Origin of the sequence: Butyrivibrio sp. FCS006, from assembly GCF_000424525.1 — a bacterium.
In the GTDB taxonomy this organism is placed as follows: domain Bacteria; phylum Bacillota; class Clostridia; order Lachnospirales; family Lachnospiraceae; genus Butyrivibrio.
Window position 1 is genome coordinate 1 of sequence record NZ_AUKB01000012.1, and the last position, 21,065, is coordinate 21,065.

Sequence of the window (21,065 nt, forward strand, 5' to 3'; positions counted from 1 at the left end):
GCTTTACATACCGAAATACTTCTTCACTCACGCGGCGTCGCTGCATCAGAGTTTCCTCCATTGTGCAATATCCCCCACTGCTGCCTCCCGTAGGAGTTTGGGCCGTGTCTCAGTCCCAATGTGGCCGTCCGACCTCTCAGTCCGGCTACAGATCGTCGCCTTGGTAAGCCGTTACCTTACCAACTAGCTAATCTGACGCGGGCCCATCTCATACCACCGGAGTTTTTCACACAAGATCATGCGATCTCGTGCGCTTATGCGGTATTATCAGTCGTTTCCAACTGCTATCCCCCAGTATGAGGCAGGTTGCCCACGCGTTACTCACCCGTCCGCCACTAAGTTTACTCAAGATTCTGCCGAAGCTTCATCAGCGAGTAAACTCCGTTCGACTTGCATGTGTTAGGCACGCCGCCAGCGTTCATCCTGAGCCAGGATCGAACTCTCACGTTAAAATAAGTTCAATTCCAGCCAGAACTAAAACGTTAGCTTTTCGTTCTGTCCGTTATTACTTTTGGTTTGTTACTTCTGAATAATTCTCTTGGAATTTTTCAGGGTTGCATTACTGTTTATTTGTCAAGGTGCTTTGTTGTCACTGCCTCAGCGACAGCTTATTTAGAATAGCATAGGAGGTTTGGCATGTCAACTACTTTTTTTAATTCTTTATAAAAGTTTTTTGAATGTAGCCAAAAAGCTGATTCCAAGCGGCTATTGCAGGTCCAAAAAGATCGAATCCTGTAATAAATTCAACAATATAAATTATAATAGCAGCTTCTATTCCACCAAGAACTCCTCCAAGCAGTCTGTCCAGCCCTCCTAAAATCGGTATCTCTTTTACCTTGCGAAGCGCACCGGCCAGAGCTGTCATAAGACTGTAAACAAGGAACGCTGCTACCAGGTATCCGATCTTGGGGATAACCTCGCCGAACTTATTACTAAGCACGCTCCCTGTAATACTCATAAGATAGTACACAGCAATGTAAGATGCTATTACAGCAATAAGGCCTGCTGCTTCCGCAAACAGGCCATTATTTGTTCCATATGAGATTCTCCACAGAAACAGACATACCACAACGACGGTGATCACTATCTGTGAAATTTCCAAACTCATTTGTTTCTCCTATTTCAGATTCATGGTAACCACGCTGTTTCCGGTCACCAATGTGAATTTACTTCTGATACCGGTTGGAACCATTGTCCTTACCGGAACTTCAAATTTGTCATGGTACTTAACGTGCCCGTTCATATCCATGATGAGGCACTCGTCTTCATTATATATGATGATCTGCTTGTTATTGAAAATGATCTCCGAGCACTCCATATCAAAGTAGGTAGTAAGTATGCTGTCACCCTTGTCATTGTACACCTGAAGTCTGTACGCTCCATCGGTAGTGCTGTTGGGGAACACAAGGCCCACGTATGATTCACTGTTAAAGACAGACTTTATCTCTTCTTCACCGGTAAAATAATCTGCCTGGCTGACAGGCTTCTGATCTCCCGTGTAAAACATCACTCTGTCATCAGACACAGCAAAGCAGGAACTTGTATTCATAAACTGAACATAAGGAACCACTACTCCCGGATATTCGTATCCGCTTGCATAGTTGTCTATAGAGTTCTGTCCTACAGAGCCAAAGTTAAAGAACGCCACACTGGTCTTAAGAGCGCCTTCGTCAGGATACAGATAGGATACGCACACAAGCTCTGCGTTTGGCGAGATGCTAATGTCAATCGGGTATCCACTGTCCTTCATGGTGGTCTTAAAGTTGGCAATAGTATTGCCTTCTGCATCATAAAGGTAGATCCAGGTTACATCTGTTCCGTCAAGAACTACAGCCACTACGCCCTGGGATGATACACAGAAATCTCTGATAGGAAGATTGGTATCAATAACTCCCATGGAACCTGATGTGCTGTTGACATAAATATTGTGGCCGTTGTAGTCACCAACCGCCACCACCGAGCCACATGTCCTTGCTATAGGGTTCTGCATCTCATAGGTCTGATTCCAGAGAACCTGTCCCGATGGATTAATGCAGCTCACACCATCCTTACTGTACTGAATGACATGTCCGCCAAGGCCCAATACTTTTGAGTCAAGTCCGTTGGTTATAGGTGCTTCGTTCTCAAGAAGAGCCTCCGAATATTCCTTGTCTCTCCAGCTAAGATAGATCAGTGCAACAAGCAATACGACTACAAAGGTAATGCCGGCGGTCCTGAACAAGACCGCCAGCTTGTGATTTCTTATCTTTTCCTTATAAGAAGGTTCGTCTTCGGAAGACCTCTGACTATAATTCCCGTTATTAACTTTTTCTGCATATGAGGCAAAATCACGTACTTCAGCCAAATGCCAACCTCCAAACGATATCCTTTATTTCTTTATACAAACTGATAAACAGTCTTTGTATCATACTCTCTGTCAGGTCCAAATACACAGTCAGGGAATCCGGCCTCATTGATTGAGTTTGGATAGAACTGTGTCTCAAGGCAGAATCCGTCTCTTGGCACATAAGCCTTTCCGCCCTTGCCGTTTGGATGCTTCAGGAAATTGCCGGCATAGAGCTGGAATCCCGGAAGATCTGTTGAGCACTTCATTGTGATTCCTGTTGCAGGTGCTGTTACCTCGCAGAATACCTTCATTGATCCGTCAGCGCCGTCAATAGCATAGTTGTGATCGTATCCGCCAACAAACTTAAGCTGCTCGTTGTCTGCGTTTATATCCTTGCCGATTGTCTTGGCAACTCTGAAATCGAAAGGTGTTCCCTCTACAGAAGCTATCTCACCTGTAGGAATAGCTGCTGAATCAATAACAGGTGTGTAATGTGATGTGTACATCTTCATGACATGGTCAAGACAGCTTCCTGAGCCCTGACCTGCCAGGTTAAAGTACGCATGGTTTGTCATGTTGATCAGAGTCTTGGCATCACTTGTTGCATGGTAGTGAAGCTCAAGAGCATTGTCATCTGTAAGTGTATATGTGAGCTTAAACTCTCTGTTTCCGGAGAATCCAAGATCTCCGTCGTCAACCTTAAGCGTGAAGGTAACGAAATTCTCGCCCTCTTCAGCGTCCCACACTCTCTTGTGGAAACCGTTGTTCATATCGGTATGAAGATTGTTTGGTCCATCATTGATGGGAAGGATAAACTCTTTTCCATCTATCGAATACTTGGCATTGGCAATTCTGTTTGCTGTAGGTCCTACAGTAGCACCGAGGAAGCAGTCGTTTCCAAAGTACTCCTTGTAGTCATCATAGCCAAGAACAACGTCAACCTTCTCGCCGTTCTTGTCAGGTACAAAGATATTTCTGATAGTACAACCGTAGTTGAGAACGCATACCTCAACACCGGACTGGTTGGTCAAATGATACACATAGATAGGTGCACCACTTGGAGCCTCTCCCCAAAACTCTCTTTTTACTGCCATTTGTGACCTCCTTAATCGCTTGCGCCACGCCTTATAGCTCTGTTCTTCCCTCAAGAGCACGAAGGAGCGTGACTTCATCAATGTATTCCAAGTCGCCCCCGACAGGTACTCCGCTGGCTATCCTTGTAACCTTGATTCCTGTGGGTTTGACAAGTTTACTGATATACATAGCTGTTGTTTCACCTTCAAGGGATGAGTTTGTGGCGATGATCACTTCGTCAACATCCTCTTCCTGAAGCCTCTTCATAAGCTCAGTGAGCCTGATATCTCCGGGCCCTATTCCAAGCATAGGAGAAATCGCCCCGTGAAGTACGTGGTAGACACCCTCGTACTTGCCGGTTTTCTCATAGGCTGCCAGGTCCCTTGCATTCTCCACAACCATGATTGTGTGATGATCACGGTTCTGGTTGCTGCAGATAGGGCATATATCCTCATCGGTGAGAGTACAGCATACCTCGCAATAGTGCACGTTCTCTCTGGCATCCACGATAGAATCCGCCAATTTCTTAACTCTGTCCTTGGGCAGATTTATCAGGTAAAAAGCCAGTCTCTGAGCGGACTTGCCCCCGATTCCCGGGAGGGCTGCCAGTTCTTCAATTAAACGGTTGATATGTCCGCTGTATAATTCCATTAAAATCCAAGGCCTCCGCCTAATCCGCCTGTCATCTTATTCATCATTGCGCCGCTGGCTTCATCAGCCTGCTTCATAGCCTCGTTGACAGCTGCAACGATCATATCCTGGAGCATCTCCACATCATCGGGATCAACTGCATCGGGTGAGATTGTGATGCTCTTTAAAGTCTTGTTTCCCATAACGGTAGCCTCTACAGCTCCGCCACCTGCCTTGGCAGTAAACTCCTTGGTCTCGAGCTCTTTCTGGCTCTCCTCCATCTGGCGCTGCATTCTCTGCGCCTGCTTCATAAGGTTCTGCATGTTACCGGGCATTCCGCCGCCGGGAAATCCGCCTCTTTTTGCCATTGTTAATTCTCCTCTTCTTCATCTTCTGTTACAACATCAAAATTGATGGATTGTAAGTTTACGTAATTCTCCTCGAAATTCTGGGTGGGTTCGAGGAATCTGGCCTCATACTCAACGTGCTTGCCGATTATGGCATCCAGTGTATCCTGGAACTCCTGCACAAACTCTCCGCTTGAGTATTTGTCTGCCAGCTGTTTATTATCAAAAACCACCTGAAGTCTGTCATCATTGCCAAGGCTAAGCTTAGCTCTCTGCATGTAAGTCTTCATGGGGTTACCCATTCTTGCTACGGCCTGTGGCCAGCTTTTAACAAGCTTTTGTATATCTTCGGGAACAGCCCTCTCTAAGGTCTTCTTCTCTTTTACCACCGGCGAAGCCGCCATACCTGCGCCTCCTGCTGATGCTACTGCGATCTGTCCCGTCTGAATTCCGCTAAGGACCTTGCTGTTCTTCTCATCGTGCTCCTCTAAGATCCTGAGCCTGTCTTCGAAGGAGTCCTGTTCATCCTTGTCCATCTGCGGTTTGCAGAGCCTTATGAGCGTGATCTCTATGAGTATCCTCTTCTGTGTCGCATACCTGATGTTTGCACTAAGCTCGGAAAAGATCCTTATGAATCTTAAAATTGCATCGCTGCTAACACCTGCTGCCTGTTCCTTGAGCATCTTAAGATTGTCGGTTGAAATATCAACCACGTCCTCCATCTGATCGGAAGCCTGTACCAGCATGAGGTTTCTGAGGTACCATACAAAGTCGTTAACAAATTGTGTGAGCTCCCTACCCTGGATAACTACATCCGACAAGATTGTCAGAGCCTTGTTTACATCCTGCTCGTAGAGCGCGGAAAAGAGATTGCTGAATACCTCAGTGTCTACCGCACCCAGAACTCCCAGGACCTTGTCATAGGTGAGCTCTTCGCCGTAGTTAAAGGCTATGCACTGATCAAGAAGACTTAGTGAATCTCTCATGGATCCGTCCGCAGTCTTGGCGATGTATCTAAGGGCCTTGTCCTCAACCTTTATACCCTCTGCGTCAACTACTGTTCTGAGCCTTCCCTCGATATCATCGATGGTAATCCTGTGGAAGTCGTATCTCTGGCACCTTGAGAGAATAGTGATGGGGATCTTGTGGACCTCCGTGGTTGCCAGGATGAACAGAACGTATTCCGGCGGCTCCTCAAGGGTTTTCAGGAGCGCGTTAAAAGCACCGGCGGATAACATGTGTACCTCGTCGATGATGTAAACCTTCTTTTTGCCTCTGGTTGGGGAGTAGGAGACCTCGTCAATGATCTCTCTGACATTATCAACGCCGTTGTTGGACGCAGCATCGATCTCGATGACGTTCATGCTGTTGCCGGCGGCGATCTCCTTGCACATAGCGCATTCACCGCAGGGACTTCCATCCACCGGGTGCTCGCAGTTAACCGCCTTGGCCAAAATCTTTGCAACAGAAGTCTTACCTGTTCCACGAGTTCCGCAGAACAGGTAAGCATGTCCAACTCTGTCCGATCTGATCTGATTCTTGAGCGTTGTAATTATATGATCCTGGCCTTTGACATCCTCAAAGACCGGGGGTCTGAATTTCCTGTATAGTGCTACATAACCCATTGTAAAAAACTACTCCAACAAAACTTAAAATCACTTAATCCCCGAAGCATACACCAAGCATCTTGGCTTCCTTGATGATGCTGGCATCCGGCGAAACGTATTTGAGCTTGCCGGCAATCTCGGAAAGAGGTACCTTAACGATCTCCCTGTTCTTGTAAGCTACCATGAAGCCGTATTCCTTGTTGAGGATGAGCTGTCCGGCTTCTGCTCCGAGTCTTGATGCAAATACACGGTCATAAGGATCAGGAGCTCCGCCCCTCTGCATGTGTCCGGGAACGGTTACTCTTACCTCATGTCCTGTCTTTTTCTGAATTGCTTCTGCTATCTCGTAGGATACTGAAGGGTACTTGTAGTTGGCCATCTTCTCCTTGTATTCCTTCTTGGAGAGTTTGGCGTCCTTCTTGGAGATAGCACCCTCTGCAACAGCGATTATGGTAAATCTGCTGCCTCTTGCATCTCTTGCCTCGATGGCGTCACAGATCTTGCCGATGTCATAAGGAATTTCGGGGATGAGGATAACGTCTGCACCGCCTGCAAGGCCTGCGTTCAGAGTAAGCCATCCAACCTTATGTCCCATAACTTCGATGATAAATACACGGCCATGGGAGTCAGCTGTTGTATGGATATTATCGATAACATTGGTCGCAACGTCAACGGCACTCTGGAAACCAAAGGTCATATCTGTGCCCCAAAGGTCATTATCAATTGTCTTCGGAAGAGATACTACATTAAGTCCCTCTTCTGAAAGGAGGTTAGCGGTCTTCTGTGAACCGTTTCCTCCGAGAACCACAAGGCAGTCCAACTGAAGCTTGTAATAATTCTGCTTCATAGCCTCTACCTTATCAAGTCCGTTCTCATCAGGTTCTCTGATTGTCTTAAAAGGTGTTCTGGAGCTACCAAGAATAGTTCCGCCCTTTGTCAGGATTCCTGAAAAGTCCTTGGATGTAAGCATTCTGAAATCGCTGTAGATGAGTCCTCTGTAGCCGTTCTTGAAGCCATAGAACTCAACTTCCTCACCACTGTGCGCAATACACTTAACAACGCCGCGCATTGCTGCATTCAAAGCCTGACAGTCACCACCGCTAGTCAACATACCAATTCTCATCATGTGAAAAAGGCCTCCTTTGAATATTCAAATTTGTAAATGCACACTACTAGTAATTATACATTAATACAGTCCATACTGCCAAGTAATCCGGTTGACTATGGTTCATTAAAAAAGTATAATAAAAAACGCTTCGGAGCATCGTCCGAAGCGCATGGAGACGTATCAAAGTGGTCGTAATGAGGCGCACTCGAAATGCGTTTGTCCTCCGGGGCACGCGGGTTCGAATCCCGCCGTCTCCGCTTTTATCCAATAAAAGCTCCCACAATCTGTGGGAGCTTTCACTTTTTTATTTAGAATGTATATTTAAGTACCAACTCGCTAAGGCTTCTGTAAGTTCCTCTTGGTACCGAAAACTCTTTTCCGTTCTCCATAACAACTGAGTCCTTGGTGATCTTTAAAACTCTCTTGAGATTTATAATGCTCTTGACTCCCATGGCATAGAATTGAGGATGATCAAGGCTTTCCTGAAGAGCCTGCATGGTACTTCTGATCAGGAAACTGTCATCGCCGGTTACAATCCTCTTGTAATGGTCCTCAGACTCCACGTACAGAATATCATCCATTAAAACCTTGTGGACCTCTCCGCTCTCTCTGAAGGTCAAATAATGGTCTTCCTCTTCCTCAGTACAAACCCTGTCCATGGCTTCAAAGAACTCTTCCTGCAGAATAGGTTTTTCGAGATAATGAGCTGCATGGATCCTGAAGGCATCTTTGTAAAAAGCATTTGAGGATGTCATGAAAATGATATGGGCATTCTCATTGTTCTTCATTATGGTCTCAGCCAGCTCTATACCGTTGATCTTATCAATATAGATATCCAGCAAAAAGATATCGTAGACCTTCTTTTCCATCGCCCCCAGAAGATCTAAGGACGTATAAAAGATATCCACGCTAAATTCAAGGCCGCTGTGAGCCGCCTTATATTTTTCCAAAAGCTCTGCCGCCTCAGCAGCAGAGCTTTTCTCATCATCACATATCGCCAGTTTGTACATATAACCCCCGGATCGTCAGCCCTTAAAATCTATAGACTGTCCAATACTCTTTTCATATGGCGTCTGAACGGAATCCGCTCTCAGACTGAAATTATAATCCTCAATCTTCTTGACAAGTTCCTCCACGGAATCTGCCTGAAGGATAACGTAATCCTCCTCATCAGGTACCTTGTCGGTTTTATCAAGATGCCCTTCCCGGAGCTTCTCCATCTGCTCCTTTTTGGCTTCTTTCTTGGCCTCCGCCTTCTCAGCAGCCTTCTTCTCTGCTCTCTTGGCAGCAAGCTTCTCAGTCATGTCCTGATTGGACTTGCTCATTACAGCAAAGAACGAAGCTGTACCGTTGTCATTAACCTGCATTCCGATGGTCTTAACACCGGGCTGATTAGCCATAACGGACTTAAGCTGTGGCATCTGTGACTGAGCCTTGGCAATAAGGCCTTCGTATTTTGCACGATAATTCTCGTCAGTGGCCATTCTCTCGATCTTCTCTTCATCGATGAGAACTACCATCCTGTTTGCATTGCCATAGGAGCTGGCATTCTGCTTGGCAACTTCCTTCATGTCTTTACTTACAAGAACGAAGTCCATGCCCGAATATTTTTTCTTAAGTTCTTCGTAGTATTTAGCACCGGCTTCACTAAGCTGGGGCTTTCCGACAGTTTTGCCGTAGTTACCGGTCTTTCCGGCACTCTGAGCCTTGTTGGTCTCAAGAGCAGCGCCGGTATTTGCAGCAGTGATCTCAGAAATATTGCTCATGGTTCCCTCCTTTTTTCGAGTATAGTCTCGCTAGCATCCTTGCTATCAAATCAATTATTCTACTTTGTCACCTGTCTTGGCATCGTATGTTGATGACTCCAGCACTTCACCTGTCTCATACAATACCTTTGAGAATGTTATCTCATTTTTCTTTTTGTCATACTCTGTCTTATATGTATATCGGACATTTTCATCAAGAACTTCACGGTCTCCTATCCACATTGGGCAGAAAAATTCAAATCCGTCTCCTGACTGAACATCCACCATCTTGTTGGAAACCTCTACGGATACGCCCTCATCGGTTAAAAGAGTGTGCTCAAAGTCGCCATAATCTCCAATCTCGGCGTCTTCTCTTCCGATAGTGCTGAGGTACTCCTCGGCATAAGCCCTATCCTGTTTATTCAGCTCGTTTCTGTCATCATCCTCGATGGTGATGCATCTGCTCCAGAGTTTCTCAGGAAAGTTCTCCTTGATAGAATCAACGAAGTTGCTTCCGTCTTCAGCCTCTTCGATTGATATGAATTCATAGGTCCCGTCATCATTGGCCTTAACCGTCACAACTGCAGGGATAACGCCTGAACCTGCGCATCTTACAAAGTTTCCGTCCTGGAACTCGTAAGCTCCGAAGGTCTCAAGCACATAGCACTTTATCTCGCCGTTCTCATCAGGCTCTTCCTTGTCCATAAGGATATGGCCCTCACCCTGAGTCTCGCCTGCTTTATAAAAATTGTTGATGGTTATAAGGATTCCGTTTCCGATGGTCTCATCAAGATCTGCTGTGATGAGCGGATCTGACACTTCCTCTGTTGCAGCATCTGAAGGCGCCGGGGCAGGTGCCTCTACGCTAGCCTCCTCAGTTGATGCCTCAGTCACAACTTCGGGAACTTCTTCTACGGGTGCATCCTTTTTACCACAGCCTGTCATCATGGCAGCTGATAAAACTGTGATCATAAATACCGCCAAAAGTCTGTTTTTCATAATTTTACCCTCCTCTAGGTAATTTCAATTATATAAAGAAATCACCCTTATTTCCATAAACCTGATATAAAATAAATCAGCGCAGACCAGGTATATACGGAGTAAAAATGCCCCTTGTCATCTACTCCCTTCTTCAAAAGCTCTTTTGCCTTATCCTCATTTACCAGTTCGAATCCATCAAAGCATTCCTGGCCAAGAGCGCCGGTCTGATCCAGCATATCAAGGTTATCAAGGTGGAGCTTAACGCAGACAAGGCCGTTGCTCTCATCAGTCATTCCGGGCGAGCTGAACAGAAGCGGATTTATAACAAAGAGTTCATCTCTGTTTTCATCCACCACAATGCCTGTCTCCTCAAAGATCTCACGCTTTGCTGTCTCGATCAGGGGATTTTCTTTTTCTTTATCCTCAGGATCCACAAGGCCTGCAGGAACACTTAAAAGGAGCCTTCCTGTGGGATATCTGAACTCATAGGAGAAAAGAAGCTGTGGCTCTTTGCCGGGAAGCTCCACGATAACAACGCAGCTTACGGCGTCCGGGATCATGGCTTTAAACTCATCCTCGCTCATGGGTGCAACCAGGTTTTCGAGCGATCTTCTTGAGGCATCAAAATAGTGCTTTCCCTCTTCGTACTTTAAGTCGTAAACCCGGAGGAACTTCTTGTCTACTACATTCTCAACACATTCCTTTGTGATCTTTGGCATTTTTCCTGTTTCCATAATTGTCCCCTTTTTGCATAAAAGCCCCATAGTTCCTAGAACCATGGGGCTTATTTGTGACTTTGATTACTTAACTGTAACCTTTGTGATGTGAGGATTTGCACCCTCGTACCAGTAGAGGAATCCCTCCATATCAACGGTCTGACCGATCTCAAGACCCTGAACTGCCTTGTAAACCTCTGTGTCAGCACCGCAAAGGTAAGACTCTACTGTAAATGTATAGGTCTGGCCGTTAACAGAAGCGTTGAAGTAAAGGTCATCGCCCTCTGTTCCTGAGCCGTCCCACTTGTAAAGGTAAGCTACATCAGCTCCGTTTGCATCCTTTGAAGGCTCGATTGTAAGGCCCTTGAATGCTGCAAAAACGTTCTGCTTCTCAACAAGCTCATCCTTGCCAAGAAGACCTGTAACGTCCTGTGCCTTAGCAACGTAGGTGTCACCACTCTCAATCTCATAAGTTGCGTCAACGATCTCAACTTCGCCAGACCACTCTGACTTGTAACCTGTAACCTTGATCTTTGTTCCGGGAACAAGCTTGTTGTACTCATCCTCTGTGCAAGGAAGCTCATAGATGAAGTATCCGCCGTCAGCATCCTGAGTATAGATGGTTGCTTTGTTCTCCCACCATGACTGCTTAGCCTGAACATAAGTCTCAACAACTACTTCAGAATCAAGCTCAGCTGCTGCGTATTCAGCGTAAGTCATAACGCCTTCGCTCTTAGCTGACTTGCCACTTCCTGAAGCCCCGCATGCTGCAGTCGACAGAGCGACTACCATAGTAAGTACTACTGCCAATGTCTTTTTCATAATTTTTCTCCTTTTGTGTGTGCTACTGTTTTAGCAAAATGATTATAGCACATTATTTTTTCTTGTTGTATTCCCTAAAGGCGACAAGCCCTATCAAGGCCCACGCCAGTACAAGCACTGTTAAAAGAGCTTTCGACGCACCGGGAAGTGGTCCTAAAGCTTTTTTCTCTCCGGATGCACCACCTGCGCTCCTCTGATCCAGGTGGTATAGCGACTTTACCTCTTTGTACTGAGCTTCTATAAAGGAATCATCCACAGTCTTTTTTCTGCGAACGGACTTTGTCACGTTTTCTATGAGCTGTCCCGCCGCGTCTCTGACTGAAGCGGAGCCGTTAAACACCTCGGTTACAAAGGTGTTTTTTGTGTTATCCATAAGGAGCTTGACTGCCTTTATCTTTACGTCATAGTGCTCGGAGTTGTCCTCTCCCTCTTTTGCAAGATACTCCTGATATTCAGGGCTGTTCTGCGCCTTGGTGGTCACAGGAATATACCCTTCAGTCTTTGAGTAGGCTATCTGTACCTCGTTTGTCAAAAGATATTGTGCAAACATCCAGGATGCCAGAACCTGCTGCGGGTCTTTCTTATTGAAGATGCAAAGAGAAGGGCCCTGGGAGATCATCTTAACATCCGAAGTATCATACTGCGGAACGGGCATCACTTTAGTTTCAAAGTCCACAACCTTGTCCGGCGCGATATCAAGAAGAGGCGCTTTGCTGCCCATCCAGGTGGAGCCTGCAGTTGAATCAATGGCAAAGATGCACTGTCCGGCATTTAAAAAGTTTGCCGGATATCCGGATATCTTGAAGGTGGAAAAAGCCCCCGTTTCTGTATGCTGCGCAACGGTCTTCAGGATGTCTTTTGTCTCGTCATTGAAAAGAAGGGCGTTTCCGTCACTGTCGGTGTAAGGCGCACCTTCCTGCCTTAGCATTGTTATCAGCATGTTGTCTGTGGACTTGTAGATCACAGGGATCATGACGTTCTGTCCGTTTACTTTGTAGGTTCCGTCTTCGTTTTTCTCTGTAGCCGCCTCGGCTACCTCCCACATAAAGTCCCAGGTGAGGACTTCGGGAAGAGTAAAGCCAAGCTTTTCTACATAGGTTTCATTTACGTAACAGGCCTCAGTGGATCTCATAAAGGGAAGCGCATAGTGGCTATCACCGATGATCCCTTCATCAAGGAACTCGGTTACGATCTCATCCTTCCTTGGTGAGTCGTATTTCAGCTCGCTCCCTCCAAGGCCGTACCTGGCATCTGCCATGAGGTCATCAAGTGGCACCACAACGTTATTGCCCGTAAGGTATGTGGCGATGTGGTCCGGATAGGTAATGCAGACATCCGGAGTTGTGCCCGTTGAAATATTGGTAATAACATCGTTGTAGATCTTGCCGTAATCGGTGTACAGACGCAGGTTTACCGTGATGTTAGGATATAACTTCTCAAAATCCTCTATAGCCTGAGCATAGATCCTGCTCTGCACAACGTTGGTGTCGTTCTTAGCCCAGAAGGTGATCTGTATTTGTTTGTTTTCATCAAAGCTCTCGGGAATCTCAAAAGCTTTGTTGGCCTTGGCTCCATGGCATCCGGTAAGCAGCATCGCACCTGCTGCCAGCGCCATCGCCATAACTCTAATCTTCTTCATACTGTTCCTCACACAAAGCTCAGCCCTTGGTTCCGCCGCGAGCTACACCCTCCATTATCTTCCTCTTGAAGATCAGGAAAAGAACTACCAGAGGAAGCGAGATAACTACAACCGCCGCCATCATGGCAGGTACATTTTCTCTTCCGAAGCCGTTTTCTCTGATCTCCTGGATTCCGTTGGATACCAGGAAATAATTCTTATCATCGGTAATGAGTCTTGGCCAGACGTAGCTGTTCCAGCACTCAATAACTTTCAGGATAATGATGGTCACAAGAGTTGGTCTTGATATCGGGATCATGACCCTGAACAGATATCTCATATCCGATGTTCCGTCCACCTTGGCTGCCTTGTAGAGCTCCTCCGGGATCAGCTCGAAATTCTCCTTGAGCAGATAAATATAGAACACCGAAGTAACCGACGGCAGGATAAGACCCAGATAAGTATTGCGCAGATCCAGGTTTGTTATGGTAACGAAATTCGTTATGATGACCAGCTCGTTAGGTATCATCATGAGAGAAAGGAACATTGAAAAGACAATGTCTTTTCCCTTAAAATCAAGTCTTGCGAAGGCAAAAGCCGCAAAGATGACGACAATCATCATAAGACCGGTGGTGACTACGGTAAATATCAGGGTGTTCAGGAAGTACCTGGCAAGAGGCACTGCCGTGAAGGCCTGAATATAGTTCGCCGTGGTAGGGCTTAAGGTGTAGAACTTCGGGATGTACTCAGAGTTGTACGCTCCATAGCTCTTTACCGAAGTAAGTATCATCCAGTAAAACGGGAACAGCACCAAAAGCGCCCAGAGCGCCAGGAAAAAGTAGCGCAGCGCTGTTCTTGCAGCTTCTTTTATTCTGCTTTCTCTCTCAAGTTTTTTTACTTGCGTTTTGTCCATTTATCTAAATTCCTCTTAAAGCTCTTTTAATTGTAGAACACAGTCTTTCTGCTGACCATGAGGTTGATGGTGGTGATGGTGAATACGATGGCAAACAGTATCAGGGCCGCTGCCGAAGCAAAGGACGGATATCCGCCGCTGTTGCCGTAGAGCATGTCGTAGACGTAGCCCACGATGGTATTCATCCCCGCAGCGTTCAGGTCAGTTCCAAAAAGAGCCACCTCATCGCTGTAGGCTTTGAACGCTCCGATAAATCCTGTGATCACCAGGTAAAAGACCATGGGCGATATCATCGGAAGCGTGATCTTGTAAAAGATCCTGAAGGGCGATGTGTTGTCCACCTTGGCAGCCTTGTAATACATGGGGTTCACCGATGCCAAGGCGCTGGTCAGTATCAGGATCTTGAAAGGCATAACGATCCAGATGGTGTAAAAGCACATAACGAACATCTTGGCCCAATAGGGACCATCGATGAAGTCCACGCCCTTTCCGCCAAAGAACTGTATCAGTATATTAACGAGGCCGTCGGAGTAAGGCGTCTTCTTAAAGAGGATCATGAAGACAAGTCCCACAGCCAAAGTATTTGTCACATAGGGGAGAAAATAAACCGTCTGAAAGAAATTCCTGATGTACCTTATCTTACTGAGTTCCAAGGAAATCAAAAGAGCGATTCCGGTAGAGAGCGGAACTGTAATGATAACGATAATGAAGGTGTTCTTCAATGCCTGAATGAAGTACGGGTCGTGAAGGACATAGTTGTAGTTATAAAGCCCAACGCCGAAATAGCTCTGGGATGCGAAGTTATAGCCCTCTTCAAAGGAATAGATGAAAACATCAACAAGAGGGTAAACCATAAATACCAAAAGAAAGGCCAGCGCAGGAAGAAGACACAGCCAGGCCGTCAGATTCTTTTTCATGACTTAATCCGTATCCTTTCCTCACTGATCCTGTCGAATAATTTAACTTTAAAAGGCTTAAGGGAAAATCTCACGATTCCGTCTACCGGCGTAACATCTTCTTCCGAAGGTATGATCGCCCTTATGTTCTCGCCCTCAAAAAGCGCGTGCGATGCGATAACACTGGTATCGCGGCCCATAACTTCCCTGTTTATAAACGTGCATGACAATGGTCCGTCAGGGTCAACAATAAAGCCCTCGGGTCTTACTGCAACGAAGACGTCTCTATCCTTTGCCCCCTTGGCATCCATAACAGCCTCGTCTCCGATGTACACCTTCTCACCCTTTATGGCGCCTTCAAACACGTTGATCTGCGGAGTTCCAAGGAACATGGCAACAAACAGGTTCTCCGGCTCGTCGTAAACCTCCTGGGGCTTGCCCATCTGCTGAAGGACGCCGTCTTTCATGACAACGATTATATCTGAGATACTCATGGCCTCTTCCTGGTCATGGGTTACAAACACAGTAGTGATGCCTGTTTTAACCTGGATGCGCTTTATTTCTTCTCTGGTCTTGAGCCGCAGTCTCGCATCAAGGTTTGAGAGGGGCTCATCCAGTAAAAGAACTTTAGGAACCTTTACCAGTGCTCTGGCAATGGCCACTCTCTGCTGCTGTCCGCCGGACATCTCATTGGGTTTTCTGTCAAGAAGCGCCTCGATCTGAACGAGCCTGGCAGCTGCCTGGACCTTCTCTTCCATTTCTTCCTTGGAGAGCTTTTTGTCTCCGCGAAGGTTCTCAAGAGGAAATCTGATATTCTGCCTTACGGTCAGATGCGGATAAAGGGCGTAGTTCTGGAAAACCAGTCCCACTCCCCTGTTCTCGGGTTCAAGGTCCGTAACATCAAGGTCCTCGAAATATATTCTTCCTTCCGTAGGCTTTTCAAGTCCGCAGATAAGATTCAGCGCGGTACTCTTACCACAGCCGGAAGGCCCCAAAAGCCCCACCAGTTTGCCGTCCGGAATCGTGAAGTTGAAGTCAGAGACAGCAACCACCTCATCCTTTATCTTCCTATTCCTGTTGGGAAACCTCTTTGTGAGGTGCTCAAATACTATTTTCATACTCTCCCCTCAGATCTGGTGTCTTACAACCTTGTACTCATCGCCATCCTGGTAATAAGGGCACTCCTTATTATTGCCGGACATGAGTCTGTAGTAGTCGTCCTCATCCATGTTCACCATACAGGTGTAACACTCCCAGTCCTCATCATACACATAATTTGCGCAGCTGTCGCAGATCATACAAAATCCTCTCTCATGGGATTAAAGATATCCAGAAGAATTCCGGCTTCAAGACATACGCATCCGTGAACCACATCGTTCATCTTGAGCATGGTGTCTCCGGCTTCCACGATCTTTTTTACCCCATCAATCTCAAACTCAAATTTGCCGCTTACAATATAAGTGATCTGGGTGTGTGGGTGGTGGTGAAGTGCTCCTATTGCGCCTTTCTCAAAGGTGTTCTCAACACACATGAGGTCCTTACTGTATGCAAGAACGCGCCTTACCACGCCGTTTCCCTGATCTTCTGCCTTAACATCCTTATGAAATACCCATCTCTCGTCTATCATTTTCTCATCCTCCGTCAAAAGTTCATTGCTGCGATATAGTCCTCATCAAATCCGTCCGTGGTTGCCAGTTCGGTTACCACAGCGCTTTCGGTTATGAGGTCAAGTTTCGCTGCCCCATCAGTTTCTTTTTCCCACCCGGAGAGGACACATGCTGTATACTGCGCAGCGCCTCTGAGTGCAGAGTTTCCGATTGCTACTATCTTACCATCAAATTCCCTTGGAAACATACGTAATTCTTCTACATTTTCTGGTGATATTTTACTTCCAAATCCTCCGGAAACATAGACCTTATCGGGAATATCTCCGTTTAAAAGAGTCTTTGCGCCGGTGTAAATCGCAGCCTTAGCCAGCTGGACGTTTCTGATATCCTGCTGTGTGAATCTTATTTTGCCGTCTTTGGTCAGCGGAAAGCCATCATCGAAGTACTCATCTGTTAAAAGACCTGTCTCATCAGCGATGTGATTTTTGACAAGTTCGGAGGTTATCTCCATAACGCCTGTTCCGCAGATACCGATGGGTTCTGCGTTGCCGATGGTATGGGTGGTCACATGGCGATCTTTTTCATCTATTGTTATGTGGTCGATTGCGCCGGGAATTGATGCTGTTCCGCAACTGATGCCACCTGCCTCAAACACAGGCCCTGCGGCAGCTGAAGTAACTCTTAGCCTCTCTCCGTCGTAGAAAGCCATCTCGCCGTTGGTTCCAAGATCAAGGAAAAAGAACTTTTCATCATCGGTAAGTTCCAGGGTGAAGAGTCCGGCTACGATGTCTGCGCCCACAAAGGCTGATATTCCGGGAAGGATCGTCAGGCTGATGTCCGGGATGTTGTCAAGGATTATGTCTGATAGCATCCACTCTTTTTCCAAATGCTCTGCTATGTACGGATAACTGCCAAGGCTTTTCGGATCATTGCCGGCAAGGAGGTAAAGCATGGTTGTGTTGCCAGTTATGGTTATGGCCTTTAGGTCCGGGTTTTGACCGATATAGGTGATGCTTCCGGCTGTCGTCAGCTCTTTTATCAGATTCTCTATATCTGTGACTACGGTTCTGCGAAGGGCCTCTCGTGTCTCCTCATCCTCCGCAGCTGAAATTCTTGATATGACATCAGCTCCATAGCGGCGCTGGGAATTGATGCAGCTGGCGGTCTGAAAGACCTTGTAGCCGGGATTGTCCGAAGTGGTTGATATCAGGGCTGCGGCGATGGTGGTTGTGCCGAGGTCGATGGCAATGCCGTAGGATCTTGTCGTTTCACCATCATGGCCTGTTGGCTTGCCCAGCTTACCGGGAGAATTTACCGGCTCATCGTCTAAAGTCAGCGCAGATATGTCATGTTCCTTGGCACTTTCAAGAAGCTCCACCTCGCAGTCTTCATAGACCACGGTTCTGCAGAGGATTCTGATTCCTTCTTCCGTCTCTTCATCCGTCAGGAACTTCTCCTCGAAACTGCCGGGAATTGGCGCGCCTTTCAGGAACTTGATCCTGCATCTTCCACACCTTCCTGCCCCTGCGCAGGGAAGCGAGTACACGATTCCCGCTCTGTCGAGGATTGCCTTTAGGCGCTCACCCTTTGTGGCAGCGACGGTTTGCACTTTTCCATATTCATTTATGGTAACCGTAATCTCTTTTGCCCTCATATACACTAAGTGTAGTAACTGTGGCTTTTAGAGTCAATGGGGACGGTTCTCTTTGACTCCTTTTGAGCCCCCGGGACGGAGTCAAGGGCTCATTTTTGATCCCTGGGGACGGAGTCAGGGGCTCATTTTCATCTGGAACACGGAAATATGCATCACAAAATAGGATATATCACCCTATTGATTGGAACCGATTTTTTAAAAGCATCACAAAAATTTTTATATGACAAACTAGTTGGAAATCACAAAAGATTTTCGAGGGTCGGGGGAAAGAAAATTTGATGCCTAAGGTTTTTCCTGCATCACAACTACCGGCCTACGGATGTCGTGTGATGTAATTCCTCAGTGAGACAAAAAATCCCTTATTGAAATTTCCAACTATTTTTTGCATAGAAGATAGTTGTGGGGTGATCGATATACAGTTTCCAACCAAGACTTATAAAACTGACCTGATGTGATGCTTCTTAGTAGTCTTTTACCAGCGCTCCAGGCCCTCAGGCGGAAGCAGCTCCCCCAAAAATGATCCCTTACCTCCGTCCCCGGGGGGTCAAAAATGAGCCCTTGACTCCGTCCCTAGGGATCAAAAATGAGCCACTGACTCCGTCCCGGGGGCTCATTTAGGGGGGCGAAATTGTCACAAAACATTGGAATTTTGACCTTAAATGTGAGAAAATATAAGGTAACCGAGTAGATTAATTCGGAAATAAAAAATGGCTTTTTAGTATGAAAGGAGATAGTTATGGGGCTTATTTCAGCAGCACTCTCAGCAGGCGGAAGCGTACTCTCTGATTCCTGGAGAGATTATTTCTATTGTGATTCACTCACTTCTGATGTGCTTCTAACAAAAGGTAAGAAGAAACAGGGCAAGGGCAATGAGAACATCATCTCTAACGGATCGATCGTTGCTGTTAACGAAGGTCAGTGCATGATCTTAGTTGACCAGGGACAGATTACTGAAATCTGTGCTGAGGCAGGCGAATTCGTATATGACACTTCAACAGAGCCATCTATTTTCTATGGCGATCTTGGAGAGAACATCGTTAACTCCTTTAAGGAATTCTATAAGAGACTTAGCTTTGCAGGTGGCACAGCTAAGGATCAGAGAGTTTATTACATCAATACAAAAGACATCATCGGCAACAAGTACGGAACAGTAAATCCCGTTCCTTTCCGCGTAGTTGACACTAACGTTGGACTTGATATGGATATCGATATCCGCTGCCACGGCGAATACAGCTATAAGATCGTTGACCCTGTTCTTTTCTACAAGAACATCGTTGGCAACGTAACTGATGAGTTCAGAAGAGACAAGATTGAGTCTCAGCTCAAGAGTGAGCTCCTTACAGCTCTTCAGCCTACATTTGCAAAGATCTCAGAAATGGGTATCCGTTACAGTGCACTTCCCGGACACACAACAGAGATCGCTGACGTTCTCAACACCGTTCTTTCAAAGAAGTGGACAGAGACCTACGGTATCAAGATTTCTTCCTTCGGTATCAGCTCAGTTAATGCTTCCGAAGAAGATGAAAAGACAATAAAAGAGCTCCAGAGAGCCGGCGCTCTTAAGAATCCAAATATGGCTGCAGCTACTCTTGCAAGTGCTCAGGCACAGGCTATGCAGGATGCAGCTAAGAACACTGCAACAGGTCCTATGATGGCATTTGCAGGAATGAACATGGCTCAGCAGGCAGGTGGAATGAACGCACAGTCACTCTATGCAATGGGGGCTCAGCAGGCTCAGCCTCAGGCTGCTCCTCAGATGGCAGCTCCTTCTGCAGGTTCATGGACATGTTCCTGCGGAAACGTAAATACAGGTAACTTCTGCCCTAACTGTGGTGCTAAGAAGCCCGATGCCGGATGGACATGCTCATGTGGCACTGTAAACTCTGGCAACTTCTGCACACAGTGTGGCTCACCAAGACCTAACTAATTTTATTATTTAGAGGAAATCATGGCTTTACACGAATATGAATGCCCCGCCTGTGGCGGGGCAATGGAATTTAATCCGAAGACCCAGAAGATCAAATGCCCCTTCTGTGATTCGGAATTTGATGTAAAGGACTATATAGCCAATCACAACTCAGACTCTGCCGGAGAATCAGCAGATGATTATGTTACAAATCCCGCCGAAGGTGAGGCAGACGCTTCCCAGCCGATGTTCATCTACCGCTGTGGATCCTGTAGCGGCGAAATCCTGGCCACAGAGTCGCTTGGCTCCATGAAATGTCCTTTCTGCAGTAACAACGTCGTTGTAAAAGAAAAGTTCACAGGAAAGTTCACCCCCGACTACATCATTCCTTTTGAAAAGACAAAGGATGATGCCATCGAGGCTTATAAAGGTTACGTAAAATCCAAGAAGCTCCTGCCAAAGGTATTCTTTGATCAGAATCACATCGATGAGATCAAGGGTATCTATGTGCCCTTCTGGCTCTTTGACGCAACCCAGAACTACAGCGCTTCCTTTGATGCCACCAAGGTCAGGACCTGGAGCGATCATAACTATCACTACACAGAGACCAGCCACTACGATATTACAAGGGTTGGATCCGAGCGCTTTGAAAAAGTTCCTGTTGACGGCTCCAAAGAGATGCCCGATGACCTTATGGAATCACTTGAACCCTTCGACCAGTCCAAGATGGTTCCCTTCAACATGGGTTATCTAGCAGGATTTCTCGCCAACAAATACAACGTCAACGCCGATGAAGACCAGGGTAGGGCGCTGAGCAGGATGCATTCCTCCGCCATTACCGACTTCAGAAATACCATTTCAGGTTACTCGACGCTTCGGGCAAGAAGCGAACAGTGCACTCCTTCCAACGAGTCCAGCAAGTATGCTCTTTATCCGGTTTATATCCTCAATACTTCCTGGAACGGAGGAAATTACCTCTTTGCCATGAACGGACAGAGCGGTAAGTTTGTGGGAAATCTCCCATTTTCTTTATCGAGAGCACTCATGTACTACTTCCCTATCGCCGGTGTAATAGCAGCTATAGCCTTCGGCCTTTTCTGCATGTTTGCATAATG

21 protein-coding genes, 1 tRNA gene and 1 rRNA gene are annotated in these 21,065 nt (G+C 46.5%); 3 read left to right on the plus strand and 20 right to left on the minus strand.

What is annotated here, in order from left to right; genetic code table 11:
- The 8 genes from G633_RS0103090 to G633_RS0103125 form a co-directional block, all read right to left on the minus strand.
- Nucleotides 1–450 (minus strand): 16S ribosomal RNA (locus G633_RS0103090); the annotation flags it as partial.
- A 202-nt stretch (nucleotides 451–652) separates the two neighbouring features.
- Nucleotides 653–1,108, minus strand: a complete 456-nt coding sequence (locus tag G633_RS0103095) for a CvpA family protein (RefSeq protein ID WP_022767757.1) — start codon at nucleotides 1,106–1,108, stop codon at nucleotides 653–655.
- Nucleotides 1,109–1,117: 9 nt separating this feature from the next.
- Nucleotides 1,118–2,344, minus strand: a complete 1,227-nt coding sequence (locus tag G633_RS0103100; protein ID WP_022767758.1) for a DUF5711 family protein — start codon at nucleotides 2,342–2,344, stop codon at nucleotides 1,118–1,120.
- A gap of 32 nt (nucleotides 2,345–2,376) precedes the next feature.
- A complete protein-coding gene (locus G633_RS0103105) occupies nucleotides 2,377–3,420 on the minus strand; it encodes an aldose epimerase family protein (RefSeq protein WP_022767759.1) in 1,044 nt (347 codons plus the stop codon).
- Nucleotides 3,421–3,451: 31 nt separating this feature from the next.
- Nucleotides 3,452–4,051 carry a recombination mediator RecR gene (gene recR, locus G633_RS0103110; protein ID WP_022767760.1) on the minus strand — a complete coding sequence of 200 codons (600 nt, stop codon included), beginning with the start codon at nucleotides 4,049–4,051 and terminating at the stop codon, nucleotides 3,452–3,454.
- Nucleotides 4,051–4,398 (minus strand): YbaB/EbfC family nucleoid-associated protein, encoded by a 348-nt coding sequence (locus tag G633_RS0103115; RefSeq protein ID WP_022764712.1) that lies wholly within the window; start codon nucleotides 4,396–4,398, stop codon nucleotides 4,051–4,053. The genes recR and G633_RS0103115 overlap by 1 nt, the downstream gene beginning before the upstream one ends.
- A gap of 2 nt (nucleotides 4,399–4,400) precedes the next feature.
- The gene (gene dnaX, locus G633_RS0103120; protein ID WP_022767761.1) at nucleotides 4,401–6,002 is read right to left on the minus strand and encodes a DNA polymerase III subunit gamma/tau; all 1,602 of its coding nucleotides are present in this window, start codon (nucleotides 6,000–6,002) and stop codon (nucleotides 4,401–4,403) included.
- A gap of 34 nt (nucleotides 6,003–6,036) precedes the next feature.
- Nucleotides 6,037–7,110 carry a 6-phosphofructokinase gene (locus G633_RS0103125; RefSeq protein WP_022767762.1) on the minus strand — a complete coding sequence of 358 codons (1,074 nt, stop codon included), beginning with the start codon at nucleotides 7,108–7,110 and terminating at the stop codon, nucleotides 6,037–6,039.
- Nucleotides 7,111–7,263: 153 nt separating this feature from the next.
- On the opposite strand from G633_RS0103125, the gene G633_RS0103130 reads away from it, so the two are divergent.
- Nucleotides 7,264–7,349 (plus strand) — tRNA-Ser (locus tag G633_RS0103130).
- 51 nt (nucleotides 7,350–7,400) lie between these two features.
- Here the strand turns inward: G633_RS0103130 and G633_RS0103135 are convergent.
- The 12 genes from G633_RS0103135 to G633_RS0103190 all read right to left on the minus strand — a co-directional run bounded on the left by G633_RS0103135 (nucleotide 7,401) and on the right by G633_RS0103190 (nucleotide 18,044).
- Nucleotides 7,401–8,102, minus strand: a complete 702-nt coding sequence (locus G633_RS0103135) for a LytR/AlgR family response regulator transcription factor (RefSeq protein WP_026519037.1) — start codon at nucleotides 8,100–8,102, stop codon at nucleotides 7,401–7,403.
- A 15-nt stretch (nucleotides 8,103–8,117) separates the two neighbouring features.
- On the minus strand, nucleotides 8,118–8,858 hold the full coding sequence (locus G633_RS0103140; protein WP_026519038.1) for a DUF6033 family protein: 741 nt from the start codon (nucleotides 8,856–8,858) through the stop codon (nucleotides 8,118–8,120).
- A 54-nt stretch (nucleotides 8,859–8,912) separates the two neighbouring features.
- The gene (locus G633_RS0103145) at nucleotides 8,913–9,836 is read right to left on the minus strand and encodes a hypothetical protein (protein WP_026519039.1); all 924 of its coding nucleotides are present in this window, start codon (nucleotides 9,834–9,836) and stop codon (nucleotides 8,913–8,915) included.
- Nucleotides 9,837–9,883: 47 nt separating this feature from the next.
- Complete coding sequence (locus tag G633_RS0103150; RefSeq protein WP_196804224.1) at nucleotides 9,884–10,552, minus strand: NUDIX hydrolase; 669 nt, start codon at nucleotides 10,550–10,552, stop codon at nucleotides 9,884–9,886.
- 66 nt (nucleotides 10,553–10,618) lie between these two features.
- A complete protein-coding gene (locus tag G633_RS0103155; protein ID WP_026519041.1) occupies nucleotides 10,619–11,356 on the minus strand; it encodes a hypothetical protein in 738 nt (245 codons plus the stop codon).
- Between the two features lie 52 nt (nucleotides 11,357–11,408).
- Nucleotides 11,409–12,995 (minus strand): extracellular solute-binding protein, encoded by a 1,587-nt coding sequence (locus G633_RS0103160; protein ID WP_035770622.1) that lies wholly within the window; start codon nucleotides 12,993–12,995, stop codon nucleotides 11,409–11,411.
- 19 nt (nucleotides 12,996–13,014) lie between these two features.
- Nucleotides 13,015–13,887 carry a carbohydrate ABC transporter permease gene (locus G633_RS0103165; protein ID WP_026519043.1) on the minus strand — a complete coding sequence of 291 codons (873 nt, stop codon included), beginning with the start codon at nucleotides 13,885–13,887 and terminating at the stop codon, nucleotides 13,015–13,017.
- 26 nt (nucleotides 13,888–13,913) lie between these two features.
- The gene (locus G633_RS0103170; RefSeq protein ID WP_026519044.1) at nucleotides 13,914–14,804 is read right to left on the minus strand and encodes a carbohydrate ABC transporter permease; all 891 of its coding nucleotides are present in this window, start codon (nucleotides 14,802–14,804) and stop codon (nucleotides 13,914–13,916) included.
- A complete protein-coding gene (locus G633_RS0103175; protein WP_026519045.1) occupies nucleotides 14,801–15,901 on the minus strand; it encodes an ABC transporter ATP-binding protein in 1,101 nt (366 codons plus the stop codon). Before G633_RS0103175 ends, G633_RS0103170 begins: the two co-directional genes overlap by 4 nt.
- 9 nt (nucleotides 15,902–15,910) lie before the next feature.
- The gene (locus G633_RS20055) at nucleotides 15,911–16,081 is read right to left on the minus strand and encodes a DUF6472 family protein (RefSeq protein ID WP_022767772.1); all 171 of its coding nucleotides are present in this window, start codon (nucleotides 16,079–16,081) and stop codon (nucleotides 15,911–15,913) included.
- Nucleotides 16,078–16,410, minus strand: coding sequence for a cupin domain-containing protein (locus G633_RS0103185; RefSeq protein ID WP_026519046.1), 333 nt, complete (start codon nucleotides 16,408–16,410; stop codon nucleotides 16,078–16,080). Before G633_RS0103185 ends, G633_RS20055 begins: the two co-directional genes overlap by 4 nt.
- Nucleotides 16,411–16,424: 14 nt before the next feature.
- Nucleotides 16,425–18,044: an ASKHA domain-containing protein gene (locus G633_RS0103190; RefSeq protein ID WP_026519047.1), complete on the minus strand. Its 1,620-nt coding sequence runs from the start codon at nucleotides 18,042–18,044 to the stop codon at nucleotides 16,425–16,427.
- Nucleotides 18,045–18,780: 736 nt separating this feature from the next.
- On the opposite strand from G633_RS0103190, the gene G633_RS0103195 reads away from it, so the two are divergent.
- A complete protein-coding gene (locus G633_RS0103195) occupies nucleotides 18,781–19,971 on the plus strand; it encodes an SPFH domain-containing protein (RefSeq protein ID WP_022767775.1) in 1,191 nt (396 codons plus the stop codon).
- 21 nt (nucleotides 19,972–19,992) lie between these two features.
- Nucleotides 19,993–21,063 carry a hypothetical protein gene (locus tag G633_RS0103200; protein ID WP_022767776.1) on the plus strand — a complete coding sequence of 357 codons (1,071 nt, stop codon included), beginning with the start codon at nucleotides 19,993–19,995 and terminating at the stop codon, nucleotides 21,061–21,063.
- Nucleotides 21,064–21,065 lie beyond the last annotated feature (2 nt).